The following is a 20880-nucleotide window of genomic DNA, read 5'->3' as shown; positions in this document are numbered from 1 at the left end:
ACGATGATTTGATCCGCCTGAGCGACAACATGATAATTGGTGATGATATAGCCTTTTTCACTGACGATAACCCCAGAACCTAGCCCCTGTGTCGAGAGCTTAGTGCGATCGGATTCGGTGTATTTTCGACTGTAAATGTTGACCACGGCTGGCGCTGCATTTCTAACCGCTTGGTTAAACGAAATTTGTTCACGGGAGAAGAGAGGAAGGTCAGTCGGCACATGTTTCGGTAAAATATTGGAGCGCAACGACGGAATCGCCAATAACAAGAGCAATGCTGTGATTAACCCCAATCCGACTGAGCGCAATAAAAATCGCAGCATGCTTTCCTCATTTGTTATTCATTTTCAACAGGTAAGTTGGCCAAGAATAGCACTAACCCCGTCAGACGTGAAGTTAGTGAGCGGCGCAGTGCGAGCATCAACAAAAAGGCAGCCGTGAGAAGGCTGCCTTAACCAAAGAAAATCTCGAACGGGTTAGCGAATCACAAGGTACAGGGTACGCTCACCACGTTGGATATTGAGAGCCAATACGCCCGGTTGTTTTTCCAGTGCGCTGCGGAACTCAGCCAAGTTTTTCACTCGTTTGCGATTGACGCCGATGATGATGTCGTCCGCTTGAAGCTGATACGCTTCCGCTTTCGAGCCTTTTTCAACCGATGTCACTTTCACCCCTTGAACAGTGTCGCTCGCATTGGTGTTGGTCAGTTGAGCGCCCGATAGCCCTTCGTGCAGCTTATCGGCGGTGGTTTTCACATCGGTTTGTTCGCCTAGGGTGACATCGAAGGATTTTGACTTACCGTCACGCACGATACCCAAGGTGATCTGTTTGCCCGCGCCTAAGGTGGCGACTTTCGCTCTCAGTTCACTGAACGAGTTGATCTCTTTGCCATTGACCGACACGATCACGTCACCGGCTTGCAGCCCCGCGTCATCGGCGGCACTGTCTGGCACCACTTGTGAGACAAAGGCGCCTTTACTTGACTCATAGCCCAGTGCTTCTGCCAGCTCTGAGGTGATTTCACCGCCTTGTACACCCAGCATGCCGCGTTTCACTTCACCGAACTCAAGAATTTGATCGGTCAAGTTGGTCATCATATTCGATGGAATCGCAAAGCCAATACCGACGTTGCCGCCGTTAGGACCCAAAATAGCAGTGTTGATACCAATCAACTCCCCCTTGAGGTTGACCAAAGCCCCCCCAGAGTTGCCACTGTTGATCGCCGCATCGGTCTGAATAAAGTTCTCGAAGTTTTCGATATTGAGACCACTGCGTCCCAAGGCCGAGACGATACCTGAGGTCACGGTTTGGCCGAGGCCAAACGGGTTACCTATCGCGACGGTAAAGTCGCCGACGCGGAGCTGATCAGAATCCGCGATGGTGACTTGAGTGAGGTTCTTGGCTTTTTCTAGCTTGAGCAGGGCCACATCTGACATCTGGTCGCCCCCGACCAGCTCGGCATCATACTCACGACCATCATGCAGTTTGACGCGAATTTTTTCCGCACCGTTGATGACGTGGTAGTTGGTCACGACATGCCCTTTTTTAGCGTCAATAATGACGCCTGAGCCTAAGCCACGAAATGGACGCTCTTGCAGTTGCTCGGTAGGGAAGTCTGGACCAAAAAAGAAGCGGAACTGATCGGGGATCTGTTGACGTGATACCTGGGTACCTTCAACAGAAATGCTCACCACAGCTGGCGTCACTTTCTCAAGCATCGGGGCAAGAGAAGGAAGCTGCTCTCCATTGACGGAGAGTGGTAGGGCTGCGCTCGCCGGCATGGGGGCGATGATGGAACTTAAGCTTAAGGATAGAACGGTTAAGGCAAGCAAAGGTTTTTTCATCGGATACTCCTATTAAGTGAAGGCTCTCGTCTGATATTTGTACGTCAAAATCAAAACTCAATGGCCACTCATGGGAGTTATGACTCAAAAACCTTTGTAAAGTTCATGAAATTCAATCAAGAAGCTTTAGCAGATAGCACTTCTTTTTCATCGACGACGGGTTTCTTTTGTTCTTTAAGAAGACCCGTCGCACCTTGAGCGTAATCTTTAGGTGCTTCATCCATTGGTGTATCCACACTGTGTGTTTGCTCGGAAGTTACCTCAGATTCTGTACTGGCTTGCTCTGTGATTTTTTTAACAAAAGGATTGTCTTGTTCAGGAATATTCGGCAAAAGCTCGCCAGAAGTTTTGGCCATGTGCTGGTAAAGCTTGGTGTACTCTTTGCCGAGGGCATCAAGCATTTCAGCCGTTTGGGCAAAGTGATCGGTAAGGTCTTGCTTTTGTTGCTCGAGTTGAAACTTAGTGTTGTCTAGGTCTTTTTGGATGTTCTTCTGTTTTTTGTAACCTGGAGTGCTGATACGGGAAAAAAGCACGCCTAAAACGGCACCAACAAGCAAACCTACGAGGGCGTAAATCCAAGGCATAATGGCTCCTTATGATTGTTATTTAACATGTTTTTTACGGATTGATTACACATGCTGTTTTGACATGGTACTATGACTTCCTGAGCCGATAAAGAAAAATGCGTGTGCTCTCGTTAGCAGTTTCAACGACTCCCTAATAGGCCGTGAAGTCATGACACCACTAGAGATTTACCAAAACGATATCCAAAAAAACGGTTTTCAGTCTGACCCTGCTCAGTTGCAAGCGGTGACAGCACTGGATCGTCTCTATCACCAATTTATTGATTATCAAGCGCAGCCCCAGCCTCAAGTCACCGGCTGGAAAGCATGGTTTGGCAAGCGTGCTGCCACACCTGTGACAGCGCCGAAAGGTCTCTATTTTTGGGGGGGCGTCGGACGAGGAAAAACCTATCTGATGGACACGTTTTTTGATGCGCTGCCCTCTGAGAAAAAAATGCGTGTGCACTTTCACCGTTTTATGTATCGAGTTCACGATGAGTTGAATCGACTAGGAGAAAGGAACGATCCGCTAGAGGAGGTCGCCGACATCTTCAAGGCAGAAGCGGAGATCATCTGTTTTGATGAGTTTTTCGTGTCGGATATCACTGACGCGATGATCTTGGGTACCTTGTTTCAAGCGCTGTTCAAACGCGGCGTCATTTTAGTGGCCACGTCCAATATTCCTCCCGATGATCTTTATCGAAATGGTTTGCAACGTGCGCGCTTTATGCCTGCTATTGATCTAATCAAAACGCACTGTGACATATTGAATGTCGACAGCGGCATTGATTATCGCTTGCGCACCCTTGAGCAAGCGGAAATTTACCATTTCCCTCTGGATGATAAGGCCAGTCAAAACCTGGTTCACTACTTTCATCAACTGGTGGGCGATGGGAAGGTCGGTGAAGTGCGCATTGAAATCAACCACCGTCAGATAGAAGTCGTCCAAAGCGCTGAAGGTGTCCTGCACGCGACGTTTGCGCAGCTATGTCAAAGTGCACGCAGTCAAAATGATTACATTGAGCTCTCTAAACTCTACCACACAGTGTTGCTGGCTGACGTGAAACAGATGGGCCACACCATAGACGATGCGGCGCGTCGTTTTATCGCGTTGGTGGATGAGTTTTATGAGCGTCATGTCACTTTGATCATCTCGGCAGAAGTGCCACTCGATGCGCTATACACCGGCGGGCAATTGGCGTTCGAATTTAAGCGCTGCCAGTCTCGTTTGATCGAAATGCAAAGTCATGAGTACCTTACGCGCGAGCATTTAGCGTGACACGCTTGCGAGGGAAGGGAGAGGCGAAAAAAAAATGCAATTTTCACTGAAAAAAAGGTGATTTTTTCTACTGACTTCTCTATAATCCTGCGACCCACCGTTACTGCAGACCTTGATTATCGAAGGTATTTCGAGATAACGGGTCGAGAGAACCAACCACTCGAAGGGGTGTTGACTGGACTCTTAGTCAGTGGGAGCGAAAGCTCCTTTAAGTGTAAATTTAATAAATTAACGGGTTATTGTTAGCATGAAAACTTTCGTTGCTAAACCAGAAACTGTAAAACGCGACTGGTACGTTGTAGACGCTGAAGGTAAAACTCTTGGCCGTCTAGCAAGTGAAATTGCATCTCGCCTACGTGGCAAACACAAAGCTGAATACACTCCTCACGTTGACACTGGTGATTACATCATCGTTATCAACGCTGAGAAAGTTGCTGTAACAGGCAACAAGGCTAAAAACAAAGTTTACTACCGTCACTCTGAGTTCCCAGGTGGCCTAAAATCAATCACTTTTGAAAAGTTGATCGATCGTAAGCCTGAAATGGCGCTTGAGCTAGCGGTTAAAGGTATGCTTCCACGTGGTCCTCTAGGCCGTGCTATGTACCGTAAGCTTAAAGTTTACGCTGGCGCTGAGCACAACCATGTTGCTCAACAACCACAAGTACTAGACATCTAATCGGGGATTTCGAAAATGGCAGAGAATCAATACTACGGCACTGGCCGTCGCAAAAGCTCAGCTGCACGTGTTTTCATCAAACCAGGCAGCGGCAACATCGTAATCAACAAGCGTAGCCTTGATGAGTACTTCGGTCGTCCAACTTCTCGCATGGTTGTTAAACAGCCTCTAGAGCTAGTTGAATTGACTGAGAAACTAGACCTATACGTGACTGTTAAAGGTGGCGGTATTTCCGGTCAAGCAGGTGCTATCCGTCACGGTATCACTCGCGCTCTAATGGAATACGATGAGTCTCTACGTCCTACTCTACGTGCAGCAGGTTACGTCACTCGTGACGCTCGTTGCGTTGAACGTAAGAAAGTTGGTCTACGTAAAGCACGTCGTCGTCCACAGTTCTCTAAGCGTTAATCTTTCTTGCAAAGATTGGCGTCCAGTTTTTACTGGATTGTGGTCTCAAAAGCCTGGCTTCATGCCAGGCTTTTTGTTTTTTAGTCTCCCCCATTCTGGCTTTCCTACTACGCTTCTCAACTCTGCTTCAGCCGCTGTTCATCTTTTGTGACGTCATAGGCGAATTACTTGATGAATGTTACAAAAAGGTAGCTTTATCTTGTCAAAAAGTAGGGTTTTATTTATCATTTGCCATCAAATAAATACAACTAAATTCGTATTTTGTTAGCCATGCTCTTTAAGGGATTTTAATAGGGTCACGAGGCCCAGACCATAGGGAGCAAATGGGAGAATGTTTGGATGAGCAATGCGCCTTTAAATAACGGCCGCAGACGTTTCTTGACTGCGACAACTGCGGTTGTCGGTGGTTTAGGAGCTGCTGCTGTCGCCGTTCCTTTTATAAAATCTTGGAACCCAAGTGAAAAAGCAAAAGCTGCGGGTGCCCCTGTTGAAGTGGAAATCGGAAAGCTCGAAGAAGGGCAGATGGTTCGTGTTGAGTGGCGTGGTAAGCCTGTCTGGGTTGTCCGTCGTGCACAAGCCGTCGTCGATGGATTGAAAAACCTCGAAGGCCAACTTCGAGACCCGCAGTCAGGCGAAGAACAACAGCCTGAATATGCACAAAATGCCTACCGTTCTATCAAACCAGAGTACTTCGTTGCTGTGGGGATTTGTACACACCTAGGTTGCTCGCCGACTTATCTACCCGACACTTTTAGTGAGCAAGTGCAAGGCGTGAAATCCGGTTTCTTCTGTCCATGTCACGGTTCAAAATTTGATATGGCTGGTCGAGTATTCCAAGGCGTTCCGGCACCACTAAACCTAGTGGTCCCTAAACATATGTACCTGAGTGATACCAAAATCATTATCGGTGTTGATGAAACTGGGGAGGCATAATGCAAGCTCTACTTGATTGGGTAGAAAAACGCATACCCGCAATGAATGCGTACAAAAAGCACCTGTCTGAGTATCCAATGCCGAAGAACTTTAACTTTTGGTATCTGTTTGGCTCTCTAGCAATGTTGGTGTTAGTGAACCAGATCCTGACGGGGATTTGGTTAACCATGAACTACGTGCCATCAGGCGATGGGGCGTTTGCATCGATTGAATACATCATGCGTGACGTGGAGTACGGTTGGTTACTTCGCTACATGCACTCCACAGGCGCGTCTGCGTTCTTTGTTGTTGTCTACCTGCACATGTTCCGTGGTTTGATCTACGGCTCATATCAGAAGCCTCGTGAGCTGCTTTGGATCTTCGGTATGTTGATCTTCTTGGTCTTGATGGCCGAAGCATTCATGGGTTACCTGCTGCCTTGGGGCCAAATGTCCTACTGGGGTGCTCAGGTTATCATCTCACTCTTTGGCGCGATTCCGGTCATTGGTGATGATCTCACCCTTTGGATTCGTGGTGACTACGTTATCTCGGGCGCCACATTGAACCGTTTCTTTGCCTTGCACGTCATCGCTCTGCCAATCGTGTTGCTGCTGCTGATTGTGCTGCACGTTCTTGCGCTGCACGAGGTGGGTTCAAACAACCCAGATGGTATCGAAACTAAGCTGCCAAAAGGCTCAATGGGTGATGATTACCAACCTCAATTTAAGTTCCATGAGTACTACACTAAGAAATACGACATCATCGACTCTATCCCGTTCCACCCTTACGGCACGGTGAAAGATCTGATTGGTGTGGCTGGTTTCTTGTTCCTGTTCTGTTATGTGTTGTTCTTCAACCCAGAAATGGGCGGTTACTTCCTTGAGCCGCCAAACTTTGAAGCGGCAAACCCGCTGAAAACGCCAGAGCACATTGCCCCTGTTTGGTACTTTACGCCATTCTATGCCATCTTACGTGCGGTGCCAGATAAGCTTATTGGTGTTCTTGCTATGGGCGCATCGATTGCTGTGCTGTTCATTTTGCCTTGGCTTGACCGTTGTAAAGTTCGCTCTTACCGCTACCGCAGTAAGTTCCATTTATTCAATATCATCCAGTTCACCATCAGCTTTATCGCCTTGGGTATTTTGGGTGCGCTTCCAGCGACTCCGACGTACACACTCCTTGCGCAGATCTTTAGCTTGGGTTACTTCATGTTCTTCGTCTTGCTGTTCTTCTACAGCAAAAATGAAGCGACGAAACCATTACCAGAAAGGGTGACATTCAAATGAAAAAATGGATTGTAGTTTTATTTGCAATGCTGCCATCGTTGGCAATGGCAGCGGGTGTGAGCGTTCCACTCGATAAAGCGAACAACGACATCTCAGATCAAGCGTCGTTGCAAAACGGTGCCAAGCTCTTTATGAACTACTGTTTTGGCTGTCACTCCGCGCAGTATCAGCGTTATGAGCGTGTTGGACGTGACATTGGCATTCCAGTGGATCTGCTCAAAGAGAACTTGATTTTTGACCCAGAAGCCAAGGTTGGCGACTTGATGGAAAATGCCATTCCTGAAGAGTCGGCCGCTAAATGGTTTGGTGCGCCACCACCTGATTTGACGCTTGTCGCTCGAGTGCGTGGTACGGATTGGTTGTACACTTACCTACGTTCGTTTTATGAAGATCCTGCGCGCCCATTTGGGGTCAACAACGTTGTGTTCCCAAGTGTCGGTATGCCGCATGTATTGGAAGAGCTGCAAGGCATTCCTAAACCTGTTTACGGCACCAAAGTCGTGAATGGTGAAGAGGTGCAAGTGGTCGTCGGTATTGAATCGGATGGGACGGGCGAGCTTAACCAAGAAGAGTACGACAACGCGGTACGCGATTTGGTGAACTTCCTTGAGTACTCCGGTGACCCAGTGAAACTTGAGCGCCATGCGCTAGGTTGGTGGGTAATGGGCTTCCTAGTGATCTTTAGTATCGTGGTTGTGCTGCTCAAGAAAGAGTATTGGCGTGATGTGCATTAATTGTGCTATCATACTGCGCTAATTTCCAAATTTTTATGTTGACAATGGAGGCTTAGCCTCCATTGTTTTATTTATGTAAGTGTGCTGGAGGGCTCCATGGCTGTAGCTGCCAATAAACGTTCTGTGATGACTCTATTCTCAAGTGCATCTGATATGTATAGCCATCAGGTACGTATTGTTCTAGCAGAGAAAGGCGTAAGTGTTGAAGTAGAGCTTGTTGATGAAGCAAACCTACCTGCGGAACTTGGTGAACTGAACCCATACAAATCAGTACCAACCTTAGTAGATCGTGAGTTGTCACTGTATGACTCAAAGATCATCATGGAATACTTGGACGAGCGTTTCCCTCATCCTCCATTGATGCCGGTTTATCCGGTTGCTCGCGGTAACACGCGTTTGATGATCTACCGTATCGAGAAAAACTGGTACTCATTGGCTGAAAAAGTGCTTAACGGCACAGCTGATGAAGCAGAATCTGCACGTAACAAACTCAGAGTGGATCTTTTGACTCTTGGCCCAGTCTTCGCGGAATACGAATACTTCATGAGCGAAGAGTTCAGCTTGGTCGATTGTTACCTTGCTCCTTTATTGTGGCGTTTACCACAAATGGGAATCGAACTGGTTGGCCCAGGCTCAAAAGAGCTGAAGGTTTACATGAACCGTGTCTTTGAGCGTGATTCATTCCTAGCATCCTTGACTGAAGCTGAACGTGAAATGCGTCTAATGCGTTAATGGTTGGCATGGATATCGAGAAAATGACCCCACGCCGACCGTATATGCTTCGTGCATTTTATGACTGGTTGGTGGACAACGATCTAACGCCTCACCTTGTTGTTGAAGCAACATTACCAGGCGTTCGTGTGCCGGAAGAGTTTATTCAAGATGGCCAAATTATCCTCAATATTGCGCCTCGCGCTGTGGGTAATTTGGAACTGGGCAATGAGGCGATCACCTTCAGCGCCCGTTTCAGTGGCCGCCCACACTCTGTCATCGTGCCTCTTTATGCTGTTCAGGCCATCTATGCCCGTGAAAATGGTGCAGGGACGATGTTTGAACCCGAAGATGCTTACCTTGGTGAGATTGAAGAAAGCTTGGAAGATGAACCTCTATTCCCACTGTCTGTAGCGACTGAGGAAGAGGTCGAAGAGACTGAGCCAAGTGATGAACCACCTAGGCCCAAAGGTCGACCGAGTTTGCGTGTCATCAAGTAACGCGAATGAAACGATAGCAAAAAGCCGCATTGTGATGCGGCTTTTTTTATATATCGATTAGGGAACAGCTCGATTAGGGATAAGCGACGAGTCGTTTATTCGTTGCTTTCTGCAATCTGGAAGGCGCGGATGACTTGTTTTACCCCAGAGATATTACGCGCAATGTCGGTCGCTTTATCGGCATGTTGTGGTGAGACATAGCCAAGCAAGAAGACCTCTTTATCCTCTGTGATCACTTTGATTTTGATGCCGCTCAGCTCAGAGTCGGTCAAGATCGCTGATTTCACTTTGGTTGTGATCCAACTGTCATGACTTACTTCGCCAGCACTCAGCGGCGCTTTGATGCGAATTTGGTTATAGACGGTTTTAACGCCTTTCACTTCACGAGCTTTTTGTTCAATTTGCTCACTCAACGCCGCATCGTTTGCTTGCCCCATTAGGACGACTGTTCCTTCGTAGGAGCTGGCGGTAACACGAGCATTACCACGAACCGGCTCTTTGTTTGCGATTCCCGCCACTTCGAACTCAATATTGTTATCGTTCCAGATCTCTTGTGTGGTGCGTGGGTCAATCACAATGGCGGCCGTTGTTGCAGCGCCAGCAATAAACAACCCGGCACAGCCTGTCAGGGATAGGCTGGCAATTAAAACAAAGATAATCGTTTTCAATGACTTCATGGCTTACTCTTCGTGAGCAGGAAACAACACTTGGTCAATAAGATCGCACAAGCAGTGCAAAGTCACCATATGAACCTCATGAATTCGCGCGGTTCTGTGAGATGGAATGCGAATTTCCACATCATGCTCACCCAGTAACCCAGCCATCTCGCCACCGTCTTTGCCGGTTAACGCGATGATGGTCATATCGCGAGTCACTGCCGCTTCCATCGCTTTGATGATGTTCTTGCTGTTACCGCTGGTTGAGATCGCCAGTAAAATATCGCCAGGTTGGCCAAAAGCACGCACTTGTTTTGAGAAAATCTCAGTGTAGTGGTAATCGTTGGCGACGGCGGTCAGCGTTGTGTTGTCGGCAGTCAGCGCCATCGCGGGCAGGCTAGGTCTTTCTGTTTCAAAGCGATTGAGCAAGCAAGAGACAAATTGTTGTGCGTTCGATGAAGAGCCACCATTACCGCAACATAGAATCTTGTTACCGTTGAGTAAGCTTGCCACCATACCTTGCGCTGCGTGAGTGATCGCATCGGGTAGCGCTTCTGCGGCGGCAATTTGAATTTGAATGCTTTCTTTGAAACTGTCTTTAATGCTCTCTAGCATTGATTATCCTTGAGTGATTGCGTTTTTTATCCATTCGATTTGGCTACCTTGCTCATGAATCGCCACTAGGTCAAATCGAAAATGGGTATCGTGGACCGAAAGGCCATGCTTGAGGAGCCACACATTGGCGGCTCGCACGAGTTTTTGCATTTTACTGTAGGTCACGGTTTCAGCCGCATGACCAAACGAAGTGCTCTTTCGGTAACGAACTTCAACAAATACGATGGCGTCGCCATCGCGCATGATCAGATCTAACTCGCCGCTTTTCGCAGTAAAATTGCGTTCAAGCGGGACTAACCCCTGACTCAGCAGGTGCTGCTCAGCCAGGCGTTCATAGTGTTCGCCGTGCGCGCGTTTATTGCGCACTACCGAGTTGAGCCCAGCTGATTTCACGTTGTACGACACAGTGCTCATCGATACTCAGAATTCCTGTTTGTCCTTCGACTGAGTAGCCTTCGATCACTTTCATTTGTGGCAGCACTTCCATCAGGGTGTAGGCGTCCATCCCCATCGCTTGAAGTCGTTTCTCCGCGTGTGAGCTGTTGGCCCACAGACTGTCCATCTGCTGCTTCAGGTGGGCATCAGGGTGGATAAGGAGTGGAATATCACTGTAGCTGACGCCCGTCAAATCCTCGTACTGACGTTGGCCGCTGTTACTGCGAGAGTTAGAGTAGAGTGCAGGAGGCGTCGTGTCTGGGTTGATCGCCACTTCGATGAAGGGTTTGATCAGGGTAATTTCGGCACTGGTCGCCACGATGTACACCGCATCCACATCTCGACGGCTGCGTGGCTGTGTTTCAAGTGGGATATTCAACAGTGATTCCATTTGCGCGATGTTTTGCTGGCTCTCTTGCAAACCAAAAATGGTGTTGATGTTCTTTTGCAACTGGCGCTTGTCACCGAAGAGACTCACTGCCACTTTATTCTCACTGTATTTATCCCACTCTTGTTCGAAGGACTCGACGACGCGCTCGCCCAAACGACCTTGCGGCGCAAGGATGAGTGGGTAGCGAGCGCCTTGTTCAAACAAGTGCTTCGCCGCTTGTGCCACCTCCTGTTCAGGAGAAAGCGCTAAGTAGCAGGTGTTGTGACCAAAGTTGGTTTCATCCGGAATATTGAGAGCCAACATCTGCAGTGAGTGGGCACTGGCTTGTTGTGCTTCTTGCAGCGCTTCGATGTTCTCTTTCAATAGCGGACCAACGATAAAGTCGATGTTCTTTTCGATTAGCGTCGCGTCTAAGTTCGCCATATCCAGTGTATTGGTATCAATGACGGTCAGGGTCGCGTTCTCATCACGCGCATCATCATTCATCATATTGAAAATAAACCCATCGCGAATCAGTTGCGCTTGTTTAGCAAACTTGCCAGAAAGAGGCAGAAGCAGCGCAGTGTTCACGGGTTTTGTAATATCGAGTGCCAGAATGTCGCTGAGGGCTTGGGGTGTATACAGCGCGGCTGGATGGTCAGGATTGCTCGCCATCCAACGTTCCAAGCGCGATTTTAATTGCGGAATGTTGCTGGCAAACGCTTTACTGTCATTGGCCAATTCTAGCCAACCTGTCAGCACGGTTTCATTCGGTGCCACACGCAGTTTGGCAAGCTCAGACAGCGAGTACTGCGACAGGTTCTGCCAGACGCCATCGGCGATAGAGGCTTGCTCTGAGGCATTGAGTAGTTCGCTTTGGGCAATTAAGGATCGCGACGCGTCAAGGTAGAGACCTTGCTTGCTCTGCAGCGCGGCGCGTTTTTGATAGTACTCTTGCCACTGCTGACGAGGCAGTGACCAAGACACTGGAAAATTCAGCTGAGACAAGGCATCGCTGTGCTGACCTTGACTGATGAGTAAGTCGGCACGAGTCAATTGCCACTCAGCTTGCTGCTGTGGCGTGAGGCTTTGTCTCGCAAGGCGCTTAATCAGTAACTCTGACTGCACCACGTCACCGGCCTCAACGGAGGCTTTCAGTGCCATGATCAACCAATCCACTTGCAAACTGCCGGTCGTGCTGTCTGCCCGCATTAGGTAGGTTTCTACCGGTTGAGAGGGATCGAGTAAAATATCGACAGACTGCGGCGTTTTGGGCGATGAGGAACACGCAGCCAATGTAATAGCGAGTGCTACAGGAGTAAGTAAGCGTGTTACACTTGGGCGCTTATGGTGATTGTTAGCCATGAGTTCTTTCGTAATTCCGTATAAAATTGTGTCTATATTAATCGTTGAAGTGATGGTAAACAAATGACAGATAGCAAAACCTTACCGACAGAGGTGCCAACCCTCTACATTGTACCCACCCCGATCGGTAATCTGGGCGACATTACTCAGCGAGCGATAGAGGTGTTGTCATCGGTGGATTTGATTGCTGCAGAAGATACCCGTCACACGGGTAAGCTGCTGTCTCACTTCAATATCCCAACTCGAACTTTCGCCCTCCATGATCATAATGAACAGCAAAAAGCGCAAGTGTTAGTTGATAAATTGTTAGCTGGGCACTCCATTGCGCTGGTCTCGGATGCAGGAACGCCACTGATCAGTGACCCAGGTTACCATTTGGTCACTCAATGTCGTCAAGCGGGCGTCAAAGTTGTGCCTTTGCCTGGAGCATGTGCGGTGGTCACAGCATTAAGCGCCTCCGGTCTCCCCTCTGACCGTTTCAGTTTTGAGGGATTTCTGCCTGCCAAAAGCAAAGGTCGTAAAGACAAGTTCTTAGAGATCGCAAAGGCAGAGCGAACCTGTATTTTTTACGAGTCGCCACACCGCATTCTTGACTCTCTTGCTGACATGCTGGAGATCTTAGGCCCTGAGCGTGAAGTGGTGTTAGCGCGAGAACTGACGAAAACGTTCGAAACCATTCAAGGCATGCCACTCGGTGAGCTCGTTGATTGGGTGCGCAGTGATGAAAACCAACAAAAAGGCGAAATGGCGCTGTTGGTTCATGGTTACCGTGCCGACAGTGATGACGGCCTGCCGGATGAAGCTACTCGAACATTGGCTATTTTGACCCAAGAACTGCCGTTAAAAAAAGCTGCGGCGCTGGCGGCTGAGATCTACAACCTGAAAAAAAATGCACTCTATAAATGGGGGCTGGAACACCTCTAATCTAGCCAAGTTGTTGGTTATTTGGGCGCTCACACACATTCCCCTAGACAGGCTGATGGCTTCTCTATACAATCCGCCACCGGAGTCGACTCGGTAGCCGCTGCTTTATTGATGTCCCCTTACCTTGTGTGGGGGAGACTGATGAAGGGGAGGAAAGTCCGGGCTCCATAGAGCAGGGTGCCAGGTAACGCCTGGGGGGCGCAAGCCTACGACAAGTGCAGCAGAGAGAAGACCGCCGATGGCTCAATTTCTTCGGAATGAGCACAGGTAAGGGTGAAAGGGTGCGGTAAGAGCGCACCGTGCGACTGGCAACAGTTCGTAGCAAGGTAAACTCCACCCGGAGCAAGACCAAATAGGCCTCCACATTGCGTTGCTCGCGTAAGGGGGCGGGTAGGTTGCTCGAGCCAGTGAGTGATTGCTGGCCTAGACGAATGGCTACCACCGTGCAAACGGTACAGAACCCGGCTTATATGTCGGCTCCACCTTTTTAAGACCCATCGTAACTTAGGTTATGATGGGTTTTTTGCTTTACGCTGACGAAATTTATTTTGTAAGCAATAAACTTAGCGCAAAATCACGCCTTCCTTGTGTCTAAAGGTGGCGAATGAGCGTTAAATCAGTACACTGGAACCCTTAGCGCGTGAATGCGAGAGCAAACCGAGATAACTATGACCGAAGCATTTAAACACATATCCGTCTTACTTCATGAATCGATTGATGGATTGGCCATTAAACCTGATGGCGTCTATATCGATGGCACATTTGGACGAGGTGGTCATAGCCGTACGATTTTATCTCAGCTTGGTGAAAACGGACGCCTTTATAGTATTGACCGTGATCCACAAGCGATTGCAGAAGCCAACAAGATTGATGATCCGCGATTTACCATCATCCATGGTCCATTTTCAGGCATGGCTGAATACGCGAAACAGTATGATCTCGTGGGTAAGGTGGATGGCGTGCTGCTTGATCTTGGCGTGTCATCGCCACAGCTTGACGACGCAGAACGCGGCTTCAGCTTTATGAAAGATGGCCCCCTCGATATGCGTATGGATCCTACTTCCGGCATGCCGGTCTCTCAATGGCTCGCACAAGCAGACCTTGATGATGTTACTTGGGTAATTCGTGAGTTTGGCGAAGATAAGCATGCTCGCCGAATTGCCAAAGCCATTGTTGCCTATCGTGAAAACGAAGAGAACGAGCCCTTGGTGCGCACCGGTCAGCTGGCGAAGCTGATTTCCGACGCGGCTCCGAAAAGCTTCAAAGAGAAAAAACACCCAGCGACGCGCGCCTTCCAAGCCTTTCGAATCTACATCAACAGTGAGCTTGAAGAGATCGACACCGCACTCAAGGGCGCCGCGAGCATTCTTGCGCCGCAGGGACGACTGTCAGTGATCAGCTTCCATTCCCTTGAAGATCGTATGGTGAAACGTTTTATCCGCAAAGAGAGCAAAGGCCCAGAGGTGCCACATGGCATCCCAATGACTGAAGCGCAGATTCGTGCGCTTGGTAGTGCTAACCTCAAAGCGGTGGGTAAGGCGATTAAACCGACCCAACAAGAAATTGAGCTCAATGCGCGCTCGCGCAGCTCGGTGCTAAGGATCGCCGAGAAACTGTAACCTCCAATGAGTCAGGCAAAAGGGAACCTCGCTAAAATTATCGCACTCGATCTACTGACTGTAGGTCGAGTGCCGCTGCTTTTATTGATGTTGATTTTTTCCAGCGCTATGGCGGTGGTCTTTACTACCCATCACACGAGACAGGCGGTCACTGAGAAAGATAGTGCTCTTGGTGAGCGAGAGCGCCTTGATAACGAGTGGCGCAACTTGATCTTGGAAGAGACGGCTCTGGCTGAGCACAGCCGAGTCCAAGATGTGGCGATCAAAGAGCTCGAGATGAAGCGCCCTGATTCAGACAAAGAAGTCATCATTACACTCCCATGAGCAAAAAGAACGTCGAACCCATCAAACCACAAGAAAAGGACACTCCGGCGAGCCTAATTCGCTGGCGCTTTTATTTGGTGCTCTTTATTGTGTTCTGCATTTTTATGGCGCTCGTTGCTCGCATTGCGTTTATTCAGGTGGTTGAACCAGGCAACTTGATCAAACAGGGCGATCTTCGCTCAGTGCGCGCGAAAACCTTGCACTCGGCGCGCGGCATTATTTCCGATCGTAATGGTGAGCCACTTGCGGTCAGCGTGCCCGTTGAGGCTGTATGGGCCGACCCTGTTAACATTTTCAAACATGGTGGCCTGAGCGATATTGATCGTTGGCACGCGTTGGCCGATGTATTGGGCCTTAAGCGCGAGGAGCTGATCGACAAAATCAATCGTAACCGCTCAAGACGCTTTGTCTATTTACAACGGCAAGTTAGCCCAGCCATGGCCAATTACGTGCGAGAGCTGAAGCTGTCTGGCGTAGGATTAAAAGCGGAATCACGTCGCTATTACCCCGCGGGCGAAGTCAGTGCACACTTAGTGGGTGTGACGGGAATTGATGGTCACGGCCTCGAAGGGGTTGAGCGCAGTTATGATAAATGGCTCACCGGAGAAGCGGGTAAACAGATCATTCGTAAAGACCGTTATGGCCGAGTCGTTGAAAATATCTCACTCGAAGAGCGTGAAGAGGGCAAACCGCTTGAGCTGACCATCGATCAGCGAATTCAAGCGATTGCGTATCGAGCGATTAAGCAGTCGGTCGCCGATCACCGTGCAACGTCAGGATCGGCTGTGGTGCTTGATGTACAAACGGGCGCGGTGTTGGCGATGGTGAATGCGCCGTCCTACAACCCCAACAATCGTAGTGACCTTCAATCAGCGAAAATGCGCAACCGCGTGATCACCGACGCGTTTGAGCCGGGCTCAACCGTGAAACCCTTTGTGGTATTAGCGGCACTCGACAATGGCAGCGCCGATGCCAATACGGTCATCGATACCGGCAATGGCGTGTTTGAAATTGGTGGCAGCAAGGTTAGAGATACGTCGAAAGTGGGCAAAGCCGATCTGACGACCATCTTGCAGAAATCGAGTAACATCGGCGTGACCAAACTGGCACTCGATATGCCGCTTGAGGCTCTGCTTGGTATGTACAGTTCGGTCGGATTTGGTCAACCTTCGGGATTAAACTTGGTCGGTGAAACCTCCGGTATCTTCCCCAATCGCCGTCGCTGGTCGAAGTTTGAAATTGCGACCTTATCATTCGGGTATGGCTTGACCATTACCCCGCTCCAACTGGCGCATGCGTATTCCACCTTGGGCAACTTCGGCGTCTATCAGCCCGTGCACATCATAGAGAACAACCAACAAGATTTTTCACGTCAGGTCATTGACAGCGAGCACGCGAAAATGGTGCTGAGAATGCTAGAAACCGTCACACAGCCGGGTGGTACTGCAACCAAAGCGGCAGTGCCGGGCTATCGAGTTGCGGCGAAAACCGGCACATCACGCAAAGCGATTGCGGGGGGATACGGAGATGAATACTTCGCCTATACCGCGGGGGTAGCGCCGGCCAGCAAACCGCGAGTGGCGCTGGTAGTGGTGATCAATGAGCCTCAAGGTGATAACTACTACGGAGGCTCGGTCGCGGGTCCCGTGTTTGCTGAAATTCTCAAAGGGACACTGCAACTGCTTAATGTTGCCCCTGATGAAAACCGATTTAAAAATGAGTAAGTGAGAGAGCCAATGCCAACAACACTCACATTAACGCAATTATTACGACCTTGGCTTGAGTTGGGCGATGAGCTCGCGATACCTGTTCGCCAACTTGAGCTCGACAGTCGCCAAGTAACCAAAGGATCGACCTTTGTTGCCATCCAAGGTCACGCTTTGGATGCGAGGAGGTTTATTCCGGCCGCGATTGCTCAAGGGGCCAATGCCGTTATTGCACAGGCGTGTTCGCGTGCTCCGCATGGTTTGGTGGAATACATTCAGTCGGTGCCTGTGGTGTATGTCGATGCACTTGATCAGCGTTTATCTCAGTTGGCGCTTTCCCTATATCCAGTCGCAGGGAATCATCTGATTGGCGTCACCGGTACGAACGGTAAAACCACAGTGACGCAGCTCATCGCTCAATGGTTAGAGCTGCTAGGGCAGCGCGCGGCGGTGCTCGGCACTGCGGGTAATGGTTTTCTCGAGAACTTGCAGCCTGCGGTCAATACCACAGGCAGTGCCGTGACGATTTGTCAGATGCTGTCTCAGCTTCAGCAGCGAGGTGCACACTACACTGCGATGGAAATCTCCTCTCATGGTTTGGTTCAAGGCCGGGTGAAAGCGCTTCCGTTTGCAGCGGGCGTGTTTACCAACCTAAGTCGTGATCACCTCGATTACCACGGCACGATGGATGAATACGCTCGTGCTAAGCAAATGCTCTTTACTGATCATGCCTGCCAGCACGCGATCATCAATGCCGATGACGCCGTCGGTGCCCAGTGGCTGACTGAGCTTGATCACGTGACGGCGGTTTCTCTCTCTCCAACGACCCACAAACGTGCCGTGTTTGCTCATCATGTATTGTATTCAGAACAGGGTATCGAGCTGCACTTTGATGGTCTCTATGGCCAAGGTGAGCTTCAGGTACCCCTCATCGGCCAGTTCAATGCCAGTAATGTGCTTGTGGCGATGACAACGCTGCTTGAGTTGGGTTTTGATAAATCGGCCTTGATGGCGACAGCGCCTCAACTAGAGCCCGTCATTGGACGTATGGAGCTGTTCGCTTCACCCGGGAAAGCAAAAGTGGTGGTCGATTATGCGCACACGCCAGACGCATTAGAAAAAGCGTTGCAAGCGCTGCGCGTTCATTGTCACGGCAAACTGTGGGCGATTTTCGGTTGCGGTGGCGATCGGGATACGGGTAAGCGTCCAATGATGGCTTCGATTGGTGAACAACTGGCTGATCAGGTTATTTTGGCCGATGATAACCCGCGCAGCGAGGATCCTAAGACCATCGTGCAAGATATGCTGGATGGCATGGCGAAGCCAAACTTGGCGATTGTCGAGCATGATCGCTATCAAGCCTTGCGTTACGCGCTAGCTAACAGCCAAGCGCAAGACATTATCTTGCTTGCAGGCAAAGGCCATGAAGATTATCAAGTTTTGGCAGATAAAACCGTGCACTACTCTGATCGTGAGTCGGCGGCAGAGCTATTGGAGTCTCCTTTATGATCACTATGATGTTATCTCAATTAGTCGAGCCACTGTCGGCGGAGTTGATTGGCCAAGATGTGGCGATCGAGAGTGTGTCAACTGACACGCGTGCCATCGAAACGGGCGCGCTGTTTGTTGCCTTGGTCGGTGAGCGTTTTGATGCGCACGATTTTGCGGCCAAAGCCGTTGATTCCGGCGCGGCGGCGCTGTTGGTCAGTCGAGTTTTGCCGCTTGATATCCCTCAGCTATTGGTCAAAGACTCCAAAGTGGCGCTAGGGCAGTTAGGCGCCTTCGTTCATCAGTTATGCCAAACCCCGACGGTGGCGATCACAGGAAGCTGCGGTAAAACCACGGTGAAAGAGATGGTCGCTAGCATCATGAGTCTTCAAGGACAAGTGCTGTTTACTGCGGGTAACTTCAACAACAATATAGGTGTGCCGTTGACCTTGCTCCGTTCGACGCCGGAAGATGATTATGCCGTGATTGAACTCGGCGCCAACCACATTGGTGAAATCGCCTATACGACCGCCTTGGTCAAACCCGATGTTGCCCTCGTGAACAACGTTGCGGCGGCGCATTTAGAAGGCTTTGGTTCGATTGAGGGCGTGAAGCAAGCAAAAGGAGAGATCTACCAAGGGCTTGCGTCTGGCTCAGTGGCGATCGTCAATCTCGATAGTCATGGTGGTGAGCATTGGAGCGGTGTCTTGGCCGATAAACAGGTCAAAACCTTTTCTATGACCGATGCAAGCGCAGATTACTTTGCTACTCACGTGGTGTTAAACGCGTTGGGTGAGGCAAGTTTTATTTTGCGCACTCCAAGTAGTGAGCTGAGCGTCAAACTCGGTATTATTGGTCAGCACAATGTTGCCAACGCACTGGCTGCTGCGGCTCTGGCGAAAGAGTTAGGTGCCAGCGATGAGATGATTGTCAAAGGGCTAGAAAGTCTTGCCAAAGTGAAAGGGCGCGTCGAAACCGTCGCATTGACCGATGAGATTCGTCTTATCGATGACAGCTACAACGCCAGCGTCCCCGCCATGAAAGCGGCGGTGGATCTCTTGTCGAGTTTTGATGGGACGCGCTGGCTAATTTTGGGGAATATGGCAGAGCTTGGTGACGAAAGCCTTGCACTTCATCGTCAAGTCGGTGAACATGCTGCCCCTTTTAACTTCCCTTATGTGTTGACCTATGGTGATGACGCAGAGGTTATCAGCCAGGTTTGCCAGGGGACACATTTTTGCTCTCATGAGAGCATGATTGATTATATTAAGCAGCAGATAAAGACGCACCAAGGGCCACAAACTTTGCTGGTCAAAGGTGCCAATAGCGCCGGTATGTTTAAAGTCGCGGCTGCTGTGAAGGAGATGTTTGCATGATTATTTGGCTTGCGGAGCTGCTACAGCCATACTTTTCATTTTTTCGCCTGTTCGAATATTTGTCGTTCCGAGCCATTGTCAGTGTATTGACGGCCTTAGCGATCTCTTTGTGGATGGGGCCTCGTATGATTCGCCGATTGCAGATGTTGCAAATTGGTCAGGTGGTGCGTAACGAAGGGCCTGAGTCACATTTTAGTAAGCGTGGCACGCCAACCATGGGCGGTGTGATGATCTTAACGGCGATCATGACAACAGTTCTGCTTTGGGCGGATCTGGCTAACCCATATGTTTGGGCTGTGCTCGCCGTACTTGCGGGCTACGGCGCCGTGGGGTTTGTCGATGACTATCGCAAAGTCGTGCGCAAAAACACCGATGGCTTGATTGCGCGTTGGAAGTATTTCTGGCAATCCGCGATCGCATTAGTGGTGGCGTTTGCACTTTATGCTCACGGTAAAGATACCGCGGCGACACAACTGGTGGTGCCCTTTTTCAAAGACATTATGCCGCAGTTAGGTCTGTTCTATATCGTGCTGACTTATTTTGTGATTGTCGGCACTAGCAACGCGGTCAATTTAACCGATGGTTTGGATGGGTTGGCGATCATGCCAACGGTACTGGTTGCTGCAGGTTTTGCAGCCATTGCCTGGGCCACTGGCAACGTTAATTTCGCCAATTACCTGCACATTCCATACGTGCCTCACGCATCAGAGTTAGTCGTAGTGTGTACGGCGATCGTGGGAGCGGGGCTAGGCTTTTTATGGTTTAACACCTACCCTGCACAAGTCTTTATGGGCGATGTCGGTTCACTGGCTCTTGGCGGTGCGCTTGGTACGATTGCCGTGTTGGTGCGTCAAGAGTTTGTATTGGTGATCATGGGCGGCGTGTTTGTGATGGAGACCTTGTCGGTGATCCTTCAAGTGGGCTCATACAAATTGCGTGGGCAGCGAATTTTCCGTATGGCGCCGATTCACCATCACTACGAGTTAAAAGGCTGGCCGGAACCTCGGGTTATCGTTCGTTTTTGGATCATCTCTATCGTACTTGTTTTGATTGGACTGGCGACGCTGAAAGTTCGCTAATCCCCGTTTT

Annotated in this window: 21 protein-coding genes, 1 other RNA gene and 1 pseudogene; 16 read left to right on the top strand and 7 right to left on the bottom strand. The window is 49.7% G+C overall.

Annotation, left to right across the window (positions count from 1 at the left end):
• The 3 genes and pseudogenes from AC6R1O_RS01120 to zapG form a co-directional block, all read right to left on the bottom strand.
• A pseudogene (locus AC6R1O_RS01120) lies at positions 1–323 on the bottom strand (outer membrane-stress sensor serine endopeptidase DegS); the annotation flags it as partial.
• Between the two features lie 153 nt (positions 324–476).
• Entirely contained in the window at positions 477–1844 is a 1368-nt protein-coding gene (locus tag AC6R1O_RS01115; protein ID WP_500638699.1) for a DegQ family serine endoprotease, read from the bottom strand.
• Between the two features lie 116 nt (positions 1845–1960).
• Positions 1961–2428, bottom strand: a complete 468-nt coding sequence (zapG, locus tag AC6R1O_RS01110) for a Z-ring associated protein ZapG (protein ID WP_500631773.1) — start codon at positions 2426–2428, stop codon at positions 1961–1963.
• 151 nt (positions 2429–2579) lie between these two features.
• Here zapG and zapE point away from each other — a divergent pair, with 151 nt between their 5' ends.
• From zapE to sspB, 8 genes are all read left to right on the top strand, one after another.
• Entirely contained in the window at positions 2580–3686 is a 1107-nt protein-coding gene (gene zapE, locus AC6R1O_RS01105) for a cell division protein ZapE (protein WP_500633950.1), read from the top strand.
• A gap of 247 nt (positions 3687–3933) precedes the next feature.
• Positions 3934–4362 carry a 50S ribosomal protein L13 gene (rplM, locus tag AC6R1O_RS01100; protein ID WP_005372872.1) on the top strand — a complete coding sequence of 143 codons (429 nt, stop codon included), beginning with the start codon at positions 3934–3936 and terminating at the stop codon, positions 4360–4362.
• A gap of 15 nt (positions 4363–4377) precedes the next feature.
• A complete protein-coding gene (gene rpsI / locus AC6R1O_RS01095; RefSeq protein ID WP_005436094.1) occupies positions 4378–4770 on the top strand; it encodes a 30S ribosomal protein S9 in 393 nt (130 codons plus the stop codon).
• 339 nt (positions 4771–5109) lie between these two features.
• A complete protein-coding gene (petA, locus tag AC6R1O_RS01090) occupies positions 5110–5703 on the top strand; it encodes a ubiquinol-cytochrome c reductase iron-sulfur subunit (RefSeq protein ID WP_334554311.1) in 594 nt (197 codons plus the stop codon).
• Positions 5703–6968 (top strand): cytochrome b, encoded by a 1266-nt coding sequence (locus AC6R1O_RS01085; protein ID WP_334554312.1) that lies wholly within the window; start codon positions 5703–5705, stop codon positions 6966–6968. The genes petA and AC6R1O_RS01085 overlap by 1 nt, the downstream gene beginning before the upstream one ends.
• Positions 6965–7702 carry a cytochrome c1 gene (locus AC6R1O_RS01080; RefSeq protein ID WP_487901329.1) on the top strand — a complete coding sequence of 246 codons (738 nt, stop codon included), beginning with the start codon at positions 6965–6967 and terminating at the stop codon, positions 7700–7702. Before AC6R1O_RS01085 ends, AC6R1O_RS01080 begins: the two co-directional genes overlap by 4 nt.
• Positions 7703–7798: 96 nt before the next feature.
• Complete coding sequence (gene sspA / locus AC6R1O_RS01075; RefSeq protein ID WP_334554316.1) at positions 7799–8434, top strand: stringent starvation protein SspA; 636 nt, start codon at positions 7799–7801, stop codon at positions 8432–8434.
• Between the two features lie 8 nt (positions 8435–8442).
• The gene (sspB, locus tag AC6R1O_RS01070) at positions 8443–8913 is read left to right on the top strand and encodes a ClpXP protease specificity-enhancing factor (RefSeq protein WP_334554318.1); all 471 of its coding nucleotides are present in this window, start codon (positions 8443–8445) and stop codon (positions 8911–8913) included.
• Positions 8914–9008: 95 nt separating this feature from the next.
• Here the strand turns inward: sspB and AC6R1O_RS01065 are convergent, their stop codons facing one another.
• Genes AC6R1O_RS01065 through AC6R1O_RS01050 form a run of 4 tightly spaced genes read right to left on the bottom strand, consistent with a single transcriptional unit; the run spans position 9009 to position 12354 of the window.
• Positions 9009–9590 carry a BON domain-containing protein gene (locus tag AC6R1O_RS01065; protein WP_500626505.1) on the bottom strand — a complete coding sequence of 194 codons (582 nt, stop codon included), beginning with the start codon at positions 9588–9590 and terminating at the stop codon, positions 9009–9011.
• A gap of 3 nt (positions 9591–9593) precedes the next feature.
• Complete coding sequence (locus AC6R1O_RS01060) at positions 9594–10184, bottom strand: phosphoheptose isomerase (protein ID WP_334554322.1); 591 nt, start codon at positions 10182–10184, stop codon at positions 9594–9596.
• 3 nt (positions 10185–10187) lie between these two features.
• Positions 10188–10598 carry a YraN family protein gene (locus AC6R1O_RS01055; RefSeq protein WP_500633949.1) on the bottom strand — a complete coding sequence of 137 codons (411 nt, stop codon included), beginning with the start codon at positions 10596–10598 and terminating at the stop codon, positions 10188–10190.
• Positions 10540–12354 carry a penicillin-binding protein activator gene (locus tag AC6R1O_RS01050; protein WP_500633948.1) on the bottom strand — a complete coding sequence of 605 codons (1815 nt, stop codon included), beginning with the start codon at positions 12352–12354 and terminating at the stop codon, positions 10540–10542. Before AC6R1O_RS01050 ends, AC6R1O_RS01055 begins: the two co-directional genes overlap by 59 nt.
• 63 nt (positions 12355–12417) lie before the next feature.
• On the opposite strand from AC6R1O_RS01050, the gene rsmI reads away from it, so the two are divergent.
• The 8 genes from rsmI to mraY all read left to right on the top strand — a co-directional run bounded on the left by rsmI (position 12418) and on the right by mraY (position 20870).
• Positions 12418–13278: a 16S rRNA (cytidine(1402)-2'-O)-methyltransferase gene (rsmI, locus tag AC6R1O_RS01045; RefSeq protein ID WP_500626508.1), complete on the top strand. Its 861-nt coding sequence runs from the start codon at positions 12418–12420 to the stop codon at positions 13276–13278.
• Positions 13279–13359: 81 nt separating this feature from the next.
• Positions 13360–13763, top strand: an RNA gene (gene rnpB / locus AC6R1O_RS01040) — RNase P RNA component class A.
• A 183-nt stretch (positions 13764–13946) separates the two neighbouring features.
• On the top strand, positions 13947–14897 hold the full coding sequence (gene rsmH / locus AC6R1O_RS01035; protein ID WP_500631768.1) for a 16S rRNA (cytosine(1402)-N(4))-methyltransferase RsmH: 951 nt from the start codon (positions 13947–13949) through the stop codon (positions 14895–14897).
• A 6-nt stretch (positions 14898–14903) separates the two neighbouring features.
• Positions 14904–15221, top strand: a complete 318-nt coding sequence (ftsL, locus tag AC6R1O_RS01030) for a cell division protein FtsL (protein WP_500626510.1) — start codon at positions 14904–14906, stop codon at positions 15219–15221.
• Positions 15218–16945 (top strand): penicillin-binding transpeptidase domain-containing protein, encoded by a 1728-nt coding sequence (locus tag AC6R1O_RS01025; protein WP_500631767.1) that lies wholly within the window; start codon positions 15218–15220, stop codon positions 16943–16945. Before ftsL ends, AC6R1O_RS01025 begins: the two co-directional genes overlap by 4 nt.
• Positions 16946–16957: 12 nt before the next feature.
• Positions 16958–18436, top strand: coding sequence for a UDP-N-acetylmuramoyl-L-alanyl-D-glutamate--2,6-diaminopimelate ligase (gene murE, locus AC6R1O_RS01020; protein ID WP_500631766.1), 1479 nt, complete (start codon positions 16958–16960; stop codon positions 18434–18436).
• Positions 18433–19791: a UDP-N-acetylmuramoyl-tripeptide--D-alanyl-D-alanine ligase gene (locus AC6R1O_RS01015; protein WP_500656352.1), complete on the top strand. Its 1359-nt coding sequence runs from the start codon at positions 18433–18435 to the stop codon at positions 19789–19791. The genes murE and AC6R1O_RS01015 overlap by 4 nt, the downstream gene beginning before the upstream one ends.
• Positions 19788–20870 (top strand): phospho-N-acetylmuramoyl-pentapeptide-transferase, encoded by a 1083-nt coding sequence (gene mraY / locus AC6R1O_RS01010; protein WP_334554339.1) that lies wholly within the window; start codon positions 19788–19790, stop codon positions 20868–20870. The genes AC6R1O_RS01015 and mraY overlap by 4 nt, the downstream gene beginning before the upstream one ends.
• Positions 20871–20880 lie beyond the last annotated feature (10 nt).

Source organism: Vibrio sp. R11-SG3-ISO3-SZ (assembly GCF_059834345.1).
This window is presented reverse-complemented; position numbering and strand designations above follow the sequence as displayed.